The 11,858-nt window shown below is 54.6% G+C and carries 7 protein-coding genes and 1 pseudogene; 3 read left to right on the forward strand and 5 right to left on the reverse strand.

The annotated features are described in order from the left end of the window. Positions 1-14 precede the first annotated feature (14 nt). From CJO09_RS14155 to CJO09_RS14165, 3 genes are read right to left on the reverse strand one after another with little or no spacing between them, the layout of a single operon-like run. Entirely contained in the window at positions 15-782 is a 768-nt protein-coding gene (locus CJO09_RS14155; protein ID WP_119442939.1) for a 2-keto-4-pentenoate hydratase, read from the reverse strand. Next, on the reverse strand, positions 779-1,585 hold the full coding sequence (gene mhpD, locus CJO09_RS14160) for a 2-keto-4-pentenoate hydratase (RefSeq protein WP_119442940.1): 807 nt from the start codon (positions 1,583-1,585) through the stop codon (positions 779-781). The genes CJO09_RS14155 and mhpD overlap by 4 nt, the downstream gene beginning before the upstream one ends. Positions 1,586-1,627: 42 nt before the next feature. Then, on the reverse strand, positions 1,628-2,572 hold the full coding sequence (locus tag CJO09_RS14165) for a dioxygenase family protein (protein WP_119442941.1): 945 nt from the start codon (positions 2,570-2,572) through the stop codon (positions 1,628-1,630). Positions 2,573-2,719: 147 nt separating this feature from the next. Here CJO09_RS14165 and CJO09_RS14170 point away from each other — a divergent pair, with 147 nt between their 5' ends. Continuing rightward, positions 2,720-3,607, forward strand: a complete 888-nt coding sequence (locus tag CJO09_RS14170; protein ID WP_119442942.1) for a LysR family transcriptional regulator — start codon at positions 2,720-2,722, stop codon at positions 3,605-3,607. Between the two features lie 20 nt (positions 3,608-3,627). Here CJO09_RS14170 and CJO09_RS14175 read toward each other — a convergent pair whose 3' ends face one another. Continuing rightward, a complete protein-coding gene (locus tag CJO09_RS14175; protein ID WP_119442943.1) occupies positions 3,628-6,402 on the reverse strand; it encodes an autotransporter domain-containing protein in 2,775 nt (924 codons plus the stop codon). A 66-nt stretch (positions 6,403-6,468) separates the two neighbouring features. On the opposite strand from CJO09_RS14175, the gene CJO09_RS14180 reads away from it, so the two are divergent. After that, the gene (locus CJO09_RS14180) at positions 6,469-7,635 is read left to right on the forward strand and encodes an MFS transporter (protein WP_119442944.1); all 1,167 of its coding nucleotides are present in this window, start codon (positions 6,469-6,471) and stop codon (positions 7,633-7,635) included. A gap of 39 nt (positions 7,636-7,674) precedes the next feature. On the opposite strand, the gene ppc is transcribed toward CJO09_RS14180, so the two are convergent. Then, complete coding sequence (ppc, locus tag CJO09_RS14185) at positions 7,675-10,560, reverse strand: phosphoenolpyruvate carboxylase (RefSeq protein ID WP_119442945.1); 2,886 nt, start codon at positions 10,558-10,560, stop codon at positions 7,675-7,677. A gap of 73 nt (positions 10,561-10,633) precedes the next feature. Between ppc and gltS the strand changes: the two are divergent. Then, a pseudogene (gene gltS / locus CJO09_RS14190) lies at positions 10,634-11,850 on the forward strand (sodium/glutamate symporter). The last annotated feature ends 8 nt before the right edge of the window (positions 11,851-11,858 follow it).

The following is an 11,858-nucleotide window of genomic DNA, read 5'->3' on the forward strand; positions in this document are numbered from 1 at the left end:
AAGGGTGGGGTGCATTAGTCTTTGGCGTGGAACCCGCACTCACCTAATCCTTCCATTTGAACCGAAACGTATTGCCCCGGCTTGATCCATTCTGCCGGTGTTGCGCCGCCCGCCATAACGACCCAGCCGGCTTGCAGCGGTTCTCCCGCTTGCGCCGAAACCCGCGCAGCGGCGACCAGCGACCTTAACGGGTTGCCCAGCAGCGCGGCGGTTGAACCTACTTGAACGGTTTTGCCATTCATACTTAAGGTTAGACCCAGGTTGCTGAAATCAGTTCTGGGGTCGTGCCAGGCACCGATGACAAAACTGCTGGAGGAGGCGTTGTCGGCAATCACTTCGGGTAACGTGAATTTGAAATCTTTGTAGCGCGAGTCAATAATTTCAATGGCCGGCGCAATTGCTTCAACCGCAGCCAGGGCCTCCGGCCCGGTGACGTCGCCTGCCAGGGGGCGCTTAAGCAAAAAGGCCAGTTCAGGCTCCGCACGTGGGTGTACATAACCTTTTAGTTCAATACTGCCGCCTTCTTCCACCTGCATGGCATCGGTTAAACGACCCCAAATAACATCGGAAAGACCCATTTGGATCATTTTTGCGCGGCTGGTGAAGCCCATTTTCACACCCACACGACGCTGGCCGCGGCTAAGGCGACGGTCGATCGAGGCTTTCTGGATAGAGTAAGCGTCTTCCAGCGAGAGCTTGTTTTCGGTGTCGAACTGGGGCACTTCGTTGCCCAGTCGCGCGGCTTCGTCTAGAAGTTCTGCGTATTCAGCTATGGACTTCATTTGTCTTCCTTCGTCGTGTCTGGCTCAAAAACTGCCCGGACATTACCCAGGCCATTAATTCGGGCTTCAAATATTTCGCCCGGATTGACGGGGGCCATGGGGCCCAGCGCGCCGGATAAAACGAGTTCGCCCGCCTGCAATGGCGTACCCAGCCGGGAAAGTGTGCGAGCGAGCCATACAACCGCATTAATTGGATTGCCCAGGCAGGCTGCGCCGGCGCCGACTGACACCGGTTCGCCGTTTTTCATCATGGCCATGCCGCACAGACGCACGTCGAATTCGCTCAGTTGGCGGGGTGTGGTGCCCAGTACGTAAGTTGACGAAGAAGCATTGTCGGCAATCGTGTCGGTAATGCGAATGTCCCAATTGGCAATGCGGCTGCCTACAATTTCAATGGCGGGCAAGGCGTAATCGATGGCTTGCATGACATCAACTTGTGTTGGGTTGGGCATGTCGAGATCTTTCTTCAGCACGAAAGCAATTTCTGCTTCGACTTTGGGCTGCATCAGTACTGAAAACGGAATAGGCTCGCCGTCGCCATAGCCCATGTCGTCGAACAGCACGCCGAAGTCGGGCTGGTCGACACCCAGTTGTTTTTGAACAGCCGGCGAGGTGAGGCCGATTTTGCAGCCAATGCGGCGCCGCCCTTGTTTAAGCCGGTGTTCGGTATTGATTTGTTGAATGGCGTAAGCCGATTCAACGGTGAGTTCCGGGTAGTCGTTGCGCAAGGCGCCAATGGCTTGGCCGGTTTCGGCAGCCTGGCGCAATGCGGCAGCGGCGGTTTTAATTTGATCAGGCGTCATCCAAGAGTCCTTTCAGATAAACGTAAATAGATAAAAAACAGTTTAATCGGGTACGCGGTCGAGTACGACCCGGCCGGGTCTGGGCGCATTGGTTTTTTCCGTAATAGGCGGTTTGGGTAACCTCGCCTCACCGGGTTCAATGACAAACTCGCATTGCAGTGAATACCATGTGCCGGTGATATCGGCGCTGGGGGCGTTCCCATTGTGTTTGACGTATTCCCCAAGAAGTGCCTGGGTTACGCCGAACTGGGCGTCGGTCTCGATATTGGGGTCATCGCTTGAGTAAACTTGCGAAAACTGAGTTTTATAGCCTTCTTTAAACACCATAAAGTGTATGTGTGCGGGGCGCATGTTGTGGCGCCCCTGCGCTTTAAGCAATTCACCCACCGGCCCCGAGACAGGAACGGGGTAGCCGGCCGGTTTCACACTGCGAAAGGCAATATAACCATTTTCGTCGGTTGTAAATTGGCCGCGCAGATTCATTTCCGCTTGTTCGGGATCCTGGTTTTCGTAGAAACCATCGGCAGAGGTGTGCCAGACGTCGACTTTGGCACCGCGAACCGGCTTTCCGCTCTTGTCTTTCACCCAGGCTTCCACGAAAATGGGGTCACCCGGCGTAGGCGACCGCACAATCGAGCCGCCGTTTTCCGTGGCCGGCGAGTTAAGTCGCCAGAACGGGCCCATTAAATTGGCTGTTGTTTCGGTTTGCCCGTTACTGCCGTTGTTCAACAGACAAACCAGCGACGACAAGCCCAGCGAGCCGCATGCCAGCACTACTTCGTTGTGTGACGGTGTTGTAAGCTGCCCCAGGCACGCAATGTATTGGCACATTTGGTGAAATTCGGCTTCGGTCAGTTGTGCGTCGCGGGCAAAATCATGCAAGTGCTGAACCGCGGCCGACATGATTTCTCTGAAACGCGGGTTGGGCGCACGGGAAATTTCCGCTAATACGGCTTGGGTAACATCGTTTTGGTCTTTAATAATCATGGCGCGCGGGGAACTGCGTATAAATGTCAAGTAGGCCAACTTCTAATATTCGCATTGAATGCGTCATATCGTCCAATACTAAATTATCAAAATTCAATACCGTTTCGGTATGATGGGGTTGTTGTGGATACCAGGAGGGGGGGCGGTATGGATCTAAAGCAGATGCGCTACTTTTTAATGTTGGCGCAGGAGCAAAACTTCGGACGGGCGGCAGCCAAACTACATATTACGCAGCCGCCTCTTACCCGGCATATCAAGGCATTGGAAGACGATCTGGGCGTCACGCTGTTTACGCGCACGCCAAAAGGCGCCGAGCTGACTGAAGCCGGTCGGGCGTTGCTTGAAGAGGTGCCAAACGTATTGGCCTTGAGCCGTCGTGCCGAAGAGCGGGCTCAACTGGCCGAGCAGGGCTATATCGGGCGTCTTGATGTTGCGTTTTTCAGTTCAGGCGTGTTGAATGCGATTCCGCGAATTCTAAGTGAGTTCCGCCAACGTCGGCCCAAGGTTAAAGTGGCGCTGTACAACATGACGAAAGCCGAGCAGTTGGAGGCACTGCGTGACCGACGCATTACGATCGGGTTCAACCGTCTGGTGCCCGACGAAGACGACCTTGCTGTAGAGATTGTCTTGCGCGAACCCTTTCTGGTGGGCTTGTACAAGGGGCACCCTTTGTGTGATCGGGCCTATATTACATTGGCCGATCTCGATAACGAGCCCTTGGTGGTGTATCCGAATGCACCGATGCACGGGTTGGGCGAAGAGATTGCCGCCGCGTTTCGGACCGAGGGTTTGAAATTCAAGGTTGAGCAGGCAACCGATGACATCGTTACGTGTATCGCCATGGTGGCAAGCGGTTTCGGGGTATGTATTACAACGCAGTCGGCTCAAACCCTTAATTTGCCAAACGTAGTTTACCGGCCGTTGCGTTCAAACACGTTGAAAGATATAGAGCTAAGCTGCATGTATCGGCGCGATGATACTTCGCCGATTCTGCATGCGTTTCTGGCATTGGTACGGCAGTTCAATTACGAGTGATTGAACTGCCGGGTTCCTGCCTAGAACCGAACGCGTAAGTTGACTGAGCCTGCGTTGTCAGACGTGCCGTCACCGAATTGGCCGTTATACGCTAAACCCAGGGTGCTGTAACGGCCCAGATCGACTTCGGCCCCTAGCTCCATGACCAGGGCATTGCGTGCCAGCGCGGTGCCTTCAACGGTGTATGTTGCCGTTGGTGCTGCAACGAACTGCATAAGGCGTGTCGGTGTCAGGTCGCCGGCGGCATAGCGCCATCCGATTCCCGCGCGCAAGCGTGCCTGCTTTTTGCCAACGGAGACATGTGTCAAGCCACGAATACCCAGCGTCATCGTGCCTACGGTGTCGGTGCGGCTTTCGGCGGTCAGTGCTGCGGCGCCGCCCGATTCGGTAAAACCACGCGTTTTTAACGATGACCATGCCACGGATGCGTAGGGTTCAAGCATGCCGGCCGGGCTAACCTGAAACGCGTAGCCGAGTTCAGCAAACAATTGCCGGCCATAACCGTGGTAATCGGTCGTAAGCGTTTGCGCTCCGCCTGTGCTAACGGTGCGCTGTGCATCAAGATTGTGACGCGAAAGGCTCGCCCCGAATAGCAGGTTCAGCCTGCTGTTTCCGTTGCGCCAGCTTTTGCCGGAATACAGGGATACGGCGTAATTGTCGGCGTCGGTACTTGTCTGGCGCGCGTCGGTTTCCACCCGGCCATCGCTGTAACCCACTGCAAGGCCGGCGCGCCAGTCAGATCCAATTGAAAAATCGCCGCCCAGGGTGAACCCGTGATTACGGTAGCGGGTGTCAGCGGCGCCGTTGCGCCCGTTCATCGATTGCCATTGGTTATCGAAAGTTACCCAGAGTGGGTAGGCAGAAGAAGAGGCGGCAAGATCCAGCGCCCCGCCTATCCGCTCAGATAACCGGTTTGTTCTTTGATAAGCGGCTTGCAATAGGGCGCTTTGCACGCTGGCATGGCCTTCCCCGGAAAGTGAGTCAGCAAGGCCGCTGATCGAGGTTTGTGTTGAGTTCAGCAAATCGTCGAAAATTGCGCTCATGGCGGCCGGCGGACTGCTTGAGAGCGTGTCCAACGCATCGGCTACCGCGATCTGGTTGGAGGTTGTCAGGTAGCTCGAGAACGCAACATTATTGCGTTGGACATCGAAAATGGCGCCGCTGTTATTAATTCGTAAGCTGGGTGAAAGAAACACGAGGTCGGTATCAATATCCGCGAAGGTTCCGCTAACCGTCCCGCCGTTAACGGCCAGGAAATTGTAGTCTACGCCTTGCCGGAAGGGTCCGCCTTCAAGCGCAAGGGTGCCATCCAGTTGAACGTTGCCGGTAACTTGCAGAACATCGGTGGCATTGTTTTCATTCACCTCGATTTCCAGGCGTGAACCCGGGTAGGCGGTGTAGTCACCAAAGATATTCAACGTGCCAATCGAGTTGCCCGGCGCCACCACCCCATAATTTTGGACGTCTTGAATCGTGCCCGTGCCGCCCAGTGTGCCGCCTGTTCGAACGGTGGTGGTTGAGGTTTGAATGCCATTCATAACCACTTTGCCCCCAACAATATCAGTGCCGCCCTGGTAGCTGTTGGTTCCGGTAAGGGTTATCGAGCCCTGACCAAGCTTGATGAGTTTGCCGTTGCCACCAATGTCGTTTGAGAAAGTCGCGTTGTATCCCAGTGTGTCGACAGCGAAATCATCGGTAAAGGCGCCTGGGCCTTTCACGGCTTTGCCGACATTCAGCGCGCCCCAACCGTAGGTGCTGTCGACTCCTGCGACGCCAATATCAGTTGCCGTAGTCAAAAGAGTCTGTTGCAAATGGTAGGCTTTGAAGAACGGGAACGCTTCCTTTACCAATGCAGCGGCACCGGCAACATGAGGTGCCGCCATCGACGTGCCCGACATGCGCACGTAGCCACCGCCGGTCTTGGTTGAATAGATGCCGCGTGTTTCATCCCAGTCGCCGCCGGGGGCGGAAATACACCACTGCGCAGCGACGCCGCACAGATTGGAATAGCCCGCCAACTGGCCATCTTCCCCAAGTGCCGCAACAGCAACCCAATTGTCTTCAAATTCGTCGAAGTAATGGGGCAAGCCCGCCAGCATATCCGGGCTGGGCTGTTGTTCGTTGCCCGTTGAGATCACCATCAAGGTATCGCCGCGTGTTAAGGCGCGCAGACCCTCAAGGGAGCGGGGATACCGCTCTTCGATATTTCCGGCGTTACCGTAGTCTAGGATATTGCATGGTTCGGCCAGTGAGCCGCTGTCACCCGGGTCGCAACCGTTGTAACCAAGGCTGGCGTTCAGTATGGGTAAGTTAAATGTGGCCGCCCGGTTCCATCCGCGCGCAAAGGCAATATCTTCTTGCTCGTAGCTTTCTTCTTCCTCACCCTCTCCGTCGTCATCACTGCGGATCATGACGATTTGCGAATTAAATGCAACACCGTGCATGCCAATGCCGTTGCGGTTGGCGGCAATGATGCCCGACACATGGGTACCGTGTCCTTCAAGATCAATGCCCCAGTTTTGCGTAATCGCCCGGTTGTTGTAGATATCCCAGCCACCGCCGATACGCCCCAGGAATTCGGGATGCAGGCTGAATATGCCTGAGTCTATGACGCCCACGCGCACTCCTTGGCCGGTGAAACCTTGTTGGTAGGCCTGGGCGGCATTGATCATGGCTAGGCCGTACTGCTGTCGATATTCCGGCGTGTCGAAGTTCTCTGCGCTTGCTGATAAGGAGATGAGGGTGAGTAGCGCTGCAAATGTCGTGGGTATGCGCCGCTTATTGGTATTTTTCATTGTCTCGTTATTTCTTCTTGTATAGTGTCGCCTGATCAGAATAAGCACAAGAGACACGGTTTACTGATGAAATTGCCTGGATTACAAAGCGACGTTGCGCGTTCTGTTGCCATATTGGCCCTGGGTACCTTTGCTGTGGGTACCGACGCATTTATTCTTTCTGCGTTTTTGCCCGAGATGGCCGCGGAGCTGGGTGTCAGCGTCGCCCACGCAGGATATGCCGTAACGGTTTTTGCTGCAAGTTATGCGGTTCTGTCTCCGATATTGGCAACATTAACTGTGCGATTTGAGCGACGGAAATTACTTATTAGCGCCATTGTTGCGCTTGTTTTAACCGATATTGCAGCGGCTTTGGCGCCGAGTTTTGAAATGTTGCTGGTCAGCCGCATTTTTGCGGCCGCAGCGGCTGCATCCTTCACGCCCAACGCTGCCGCTATGGCTGCTTCTTTGGCGCCGCTTGAGTCACGAGGTCGCGCTTTGTCGGTCGTGGTGGGGGGCATGACCATCGCAACGGCGATTGGCGTGCCGTTGGGGAATTTGGCCAGCAATGCGCTTTCCTGGCGGGGTGCTTTATTTATGGTGGCGGCGGTTGGTGTACTGGCGGCCATTGGTATCTTCTTTCGCTTACCGCCGATGCCGGGTGGAGCCGCCGTACCATTAAAAAGACGCCTCGCGTTATTGAAAGATCGCAAAATAATGCTCATTTTGCCGGTAACGGTCTTGGGCGTGGCTGCGTGTTATGTCCCCTATGCGTTTGTGCTGGTTGTTTTGGACGATTTGGGCATCAGTGCATCGCACATGTCGATTATGTTGCTTTTGTACGGCATTGGCGCGGTGGTTGGAAATATTGTATGTGGCGCGGCCGTTGACCGCTGGGATCCGCGTACTGTCTTGCTTTGGGCATTTGCATTCATGGCGCTGGGGTTCGCCTTGATGTTGCTCATTGGAAACTCAACAGGGGTGGCGCTCTACTTCATGGTGGGCTTTCTTATGGTGCTTTGGGGGGGAACCAGTTGGTGTCAGGCGCCCCCGCAACAAGCTCGCTTGATCGATGTCGCACCGAGTCACGGGCCAATGGTTGTGTCGCTGAATTCTTCAGCCATTTACGTGGGCATTGCCTTGGGCACGATGTTAGGTAGCGCCACAATTGATATCAGCACCACGGCGAATCTTGTTGCCGCTTTGTGTATGTCGGTGCTGGTTTGGCTGTGCGTTAAGTTCTTGCGACCGTGAAAACAGGATAAGCGCCGCCGGTGATGTCGGCGCTTATCTTTACCCTGTGTTGCGCAAACCTGCTGCAACGCCATTGATGGTCATGTGTAATGACCGTTGTGCGCTGCTCTCGACACTGTTTTTGTTGCCGCGCTGGCGCGTGGCACGGTGTCGTTTCAATAGGGCGACCTGAAGGTGGTTCAATGGATCGATGTAAGCAAAACGCTCGGCCAGTGCATCACGCAAAATGGGGTCTTCCGCCAATAGTTGTCGTTGACACACCTGGGTGAATAACGTGCATGTCAACTCAAACTCCTTTTTAATCTGGCTATAAATGCGCGTGCGCAATTCAGGGTCATTCACCAGCCCGGCGTATTCGTGAGCGATACCCATGTCGACTTTGGCCAACACCTGTTCCATATTCGACATCAAGGCCCGGAAGAATGGCCATTCCTTCGCCATTTTTTGAAGTTGCTTCAAGCGTGCTGATTGGGTGCGAGGGCTGTGCTTGCAGCCCTGTTCCAGGTAATGGTTAAGTGCGGTTCCCACACCATACCAACCCGGCAGCATCACGCGGCATTGCGCCCAGGCAAAACTCCAGGGTATGGCTCGCAGATCCTCAATACGTTGAGATGCTTTACGCGATGCAGGCCGTGAACCGATGTTCAGGCCGGCAATTTCACCTACTGGTGTGGAGGCAAAGAAATAATCCTGGAAGCCGGGCGTGCGATAGACCAGTTCGCGATACGTGGTTTGCGCATGCTCTGAGAGCATGGCCACCACGTAGCCCAACTGGTCCATGTGTGGGTCTTCGTCGTCTTGGTTCAAGGTTTGATTCAGTAAACTGGCCTCGAGGCTCGCGGCAACAAAGTTCTCCATGTGCCAACGGCCCACATGTGCATCTTTGTATTTGCCCTGAATAACCTCCCCTTGTTCGGTAAGCCGTATTTGGCCGTTCACGGTACCCGGGGGTTGAGCCAGGATAGCGTCGTAAGTTGAACCGCCGCCGCGTCCTACCGACCCACCGCGGCCGTGAAACAGGCGTAAACGGACGCCGTGTTCTTTAAAGAGCGATAGCAGTTTGCGCTCGGTTAAGTACAAGGTCCAGTTAGAGGTCAGGTAGCCGCCGTCTTTATTGCTGTCGGAGTATCCCAGCATGACTTCCTGTACGCCTCGGTGCGTGTGTTTTATGCGGGCGGCAATATGGGGCAATGACAGCCAGCTCGACATGATTTCCGGTGCACGCTCAAGGTCGGGAATAGTTTCAAACAACGGAACAATCATCAAGCCGTTTTCTGCGTGTTGCTGCTGTTTGCCGCTTCTTGAGGGTTTGATTTGCCCGGGTGGCACCAGCCCTGCTTCCTTCTGCAAAACCAAAACCTCCAGCAAGTCACTGAGTGTTTCAGTGTGGGAGATAATGGCTTGCTGAATTGCGGGTTTGCCGAATTTTTTCCGGCATTGCGCGGCCATTTGGAGGACCCCCAGTTCTTTGGTCGTTTCGTCGGAGTAGCTTAACCAGGGAGAGGTTAATGGGCGAACTTCGTTGAGTTCGTGCAATAAAAGCGCCGTTTTTTCGTCTTCCGACAGTTCGGTGTAATGCACTGGGTTGCCGCGCCAGGATACTTTTGCACGACTGAATAACTCATCAAGAACGCGTTCGTGAACATCGGAGCTTTGACGCAAGTCGACACTGGCCAGGTGGAACCCGAAAATCCGGCTCGCCTGTATCAGTTCGGCCAATCGCAGGTGAGCAATAACGGCGCCATGGTGTTGCTCAAGTGATTTGGCCAATACCGACAGGTCGTTGCCGAACGTTTCGGCATCTTCATAGGGTGCTGCGCAATAGGTTGGGCGTTGTGCCAGGGGTTGGCCGACAAGTGTTTCGGCGGTTGCAGCCAGGCGAGCATAGATGTGAATGAGCGCACGGCGGTATGGTTCGTCGGCGCGGTGGTCGGATGTGTCCCGGCTTTGATGGGCCAGGTTGAGCAGTGGTTTGCCGGCAGGCCCCAGGGAGGCCGAGAGCGAAAGCGCTTTGCCCAGTTCATGAACCTCATTCAGATAGTGCCGCAAAATAACCGTGCACTGCTTTGTTAGTGCTTGTTCCAGCGTGAAGGCGTCCACATTCGGGTTGCCGTCCCGATCGCCGCCAATCCAGCTGCCCATCGTTAAAAAGGGCGGCAGTGGCTGGTTGTTAACGTGAAACGGGTTATCGGACGGGTTCAGGGTTTGGCGAATATCTTTGTAAAGCGAGGGAATGACGGAGAGAAATGTGCGGTTGTAATAGCCTAATGCGTTATCAATTTCATCGACAACGGTTAGTTTTTGCCAACGAAGCATGCGTGTTTGCCAGAGCGTGGCAACCAGGCCCGTTAATTTTGCAATGAGCCCGTGGTATTCGGCCGGCGTGGCGTTTGCATTAAGGTGCGCCAGGCATTGCGCTATTTCCTGATGCAGGTCGAGAGTGCTTTTGCGCTGAACTTCCGTGGGGTGCGCCGTCAGGACGGGGGTGATGCAGCTTTGTTGCAAGAATTTTTCAATTTGCTCGTGCGAAATGCCTTGTTGGGCAAGTTTGGCAAACACCGCCGTCAGGCTGCCTTTTGCCGTTTCGGCCTGATGCAGTTGCTGTGTTCGGCGATATCGATTCGTATCGCGATCTTCGGCAATATTAGACAGTTGCAGAAAGTAGCCGAAAGCGCGGGCGACCGACGCAGACTCCTTCAGCGAAATATTCCTGATGATTTCCGCAAGCGCGTTGTTGTTGTGCGCAGGGTCATCGCGCCGTAGTTGAACTGCCGTGCGTCGCAGCGTTTCGACCAGTAGAAAAATCGACTCGCCTTCATATTCACGAATAACATGCCCTAATGTGCGGCCTAATTGCCTGATGTCGTCGCGCAAAAAGGAAGAGTTGGTTGTAGGCGTAGTCTCGGAATAAGGTGAAGGTCGCATGGCAATGATAATATCCGTTCAATTATTTCTGGGCAAAACTTCAGCAATACCGAAAAAATGCTAAGAGGGATGGATGCTGTCACTTTCTATTGAACAGTCTTTGTTGGCGTGCTGCCTGGTCTTGGTTGTTGGGCGGCTGCTCACGAACAAAGTTGGGGTGTTGTCACGCTACAGTATTCCAGATCCCATTGTCGGGGGTTTGCTGTTTGCCATTGTCGCATTTTTCATCACCGACTGGAGCGGGTTTCAGCTTGCGCTTGACACCAGTATCAAGCCAACACTTTTGCTTCTGTTTTTCAGTTGTATCGGCTTAACCGCGAACCTAAAATTGTTGGTTGCCGGGGGGGGCCGCGTCTTGCCGCGTTTTTGCTGGCGCTGGTGCCATTCTTGATTTTGCAGAACGTCATAGGCCTGGGCATAGCCTGGTTACTTGATATGCACCCGCTCATGGGATTAATAGGGGGCACGATCACGCTTGTTGGTGGGCACGGCACCGGTGCAGCCTATGCGACGCGATTTGCTGAAGTGAACAATATTCAGGATGTGATGGTGCTGGCCATGACGGCGGCAACATTTGGTCTGGTGTTGGGCGGTGTGATTGGCGGGCCGGTGGCTGAGCGCCTCATACGAAAGCATGCCTTGAAAGCGAAAGGCGGCCCGGTGTCGGCAGGGGGCGCGGCTCAAATTAACGACCAAACCTCAAAAGAAGCCGCCGCCGTTGATTATGTGGCGGTCATTACTTCGCTTGGGGCGGCTTTGGTATGCGTTGTTTTTGGAACCATGGTTGCTAAATGGGTCGAACATGCGCCTGTGAGTTTGCCGAATTTTCTTTGGTGTCTGGCTATTGGCGTGGTTATTCGAAATGTCGGACCAACACTTGGGATCCGGCTTCACGACCGTGTGACGGAAATTATTGGGTCATTTTCGCTTGCCGTTTTTTTGGGGCTCACGATGATGACACTCGATTTGGCGAGCGTCAGCCGCCTGGCCGGACCCTTGCTGATTATTCTGGCGGCACAAGCGTTATTTGCCGCGGTTTATGCAAGCTGGGTGGTGTTCCGGTTACTTAAAAAAGATTACGAGGCGGCGGTTATGTCGGCCGCTTTTTGCGGCTTTTCGATGGGCGCAACGGCGACCGCTATTGCCAACATGCAAGCACTCACGCGGCGTCATGGTGCGGCTCCTGAGTCGTTTATCGTCGTACCGGTTACAGGCGCGTTCTTGGTCGATATTATCAACGTGATTGTGCTCACCTCGATTATCGCGTTGCCGTTTGTGGGGGGCTTCTAGATGCCAGG

The organism is Neopusillimonas maritima (assembly GCF_003576595.1).
Classification (GTDB): domain Bacteria; phylum Pseudomonadota; class Gammaproteobacteria; order Burkholderiales; family Burkholderiaceae_B; genus Neopusillimonas; species Neopusillimonas maritima.